1 protein-coding gene is annotated in these 783 nt (G+C 65.3%); it reads right to left on the minus strand.

All coding sequences use genetic code 11. The features are described from left to right. Nucleotides 1–148: 148 nt before the first annotated feature. Entirely contained in the window at nt 149–715 is a 567-nt protein-coding gene (gene yeiP, locus ABGA94_RS21145; RefSeq protein ID WP_005409468.1) for an elongation factor P-like protein YeiP, read from the minus strand. Nucleotides 716–783 lie beyond the last annotated feature (68 nt).

Here is a 783-nt window from a genome sequence, read left to right on the forward strand (position 1 = left end):
CGAGCCCACGCTCGGCTGCAGTACCTGTCCAACCCACCGCAGCCGAGCACGGGCTCGGCTCTACACAACTACTGTCAGCGATGCGCTGCTTGCTGCCTGCGGCGAACTTGCCGCAGGCAGCGATCGGCAGGCGATCGGCGCAGGGTGCTTAGTCGGCACGGCCGGCGAATTCGCCGGTGGCGGTGTTCACCAGCACGCGCTCGCCGTTGACGATGTACTCCGGCACCATGATCTCGATGCCGGTGTTGAGCTTGGCCGGCTTCGGGCGCTTGGTGGCGGTGCCACCCTTCAGTTCCGGCGGCGTCTCGATCACTTCCAGCACCACGGAGGCCGGCAGCTGGATCGCCACCGGCTGCTCGTCGATCACCTGCACGTAGATGCCGGTCAGGCCGTCGGTGATGTAACCGGCGTCATCGCCGATCACGTCCGCATCCAGGGTGTACGGGGTGTAGTCCTCGTCATCCAGGAACACGAAGGCATCGCCGTCCTTGTACGAATAGGTGGACTGGCGGCGCAGCAGTTCGACCTCGACCAGGTTGTCGTCGGCATCGAAGCTGGCGTCGAGCTTGTTGCCGCCCGGCACGCTGTACATGATGAAGCGGAAGCGGACGTTGCCGCCGCGACCCTGAGGCGAGCTGCGCTCGATGTCGCGGATCTGGTACACGCCGTTGTTGTACTCGACGACGTTGCCCTTCTTGATGTCGTTGGCTTTCATGGTGATCTAGGTCGTTGGGGGAGGGCGCCGTCCCGGCGCCCGGGGGAATCACTTCGGAGCGAGGCGGG

Origin of the sequence: Stenotrophomonas sp. 3diitr2024, assembly GCF_042136455.1 — a bacterium.
GTDB classification, from domain to species: Bacteria; Pseudomonadota; Gammaproteobacteria; order Xanthomonadales; family Xanthomonadaceae; genus Stenotrophomonas; species Stenotrophomonas sepilia.

Bases quoted from the DNA above. Each gene is read 5' to 3' on its own strand.
- yeiP (WP_005409468.1), bottom strand. From the start codon at position 715: ATGAAAGCCAACGACATCAAGAAGGGCAACGTCGTCGAGTACAACAAC.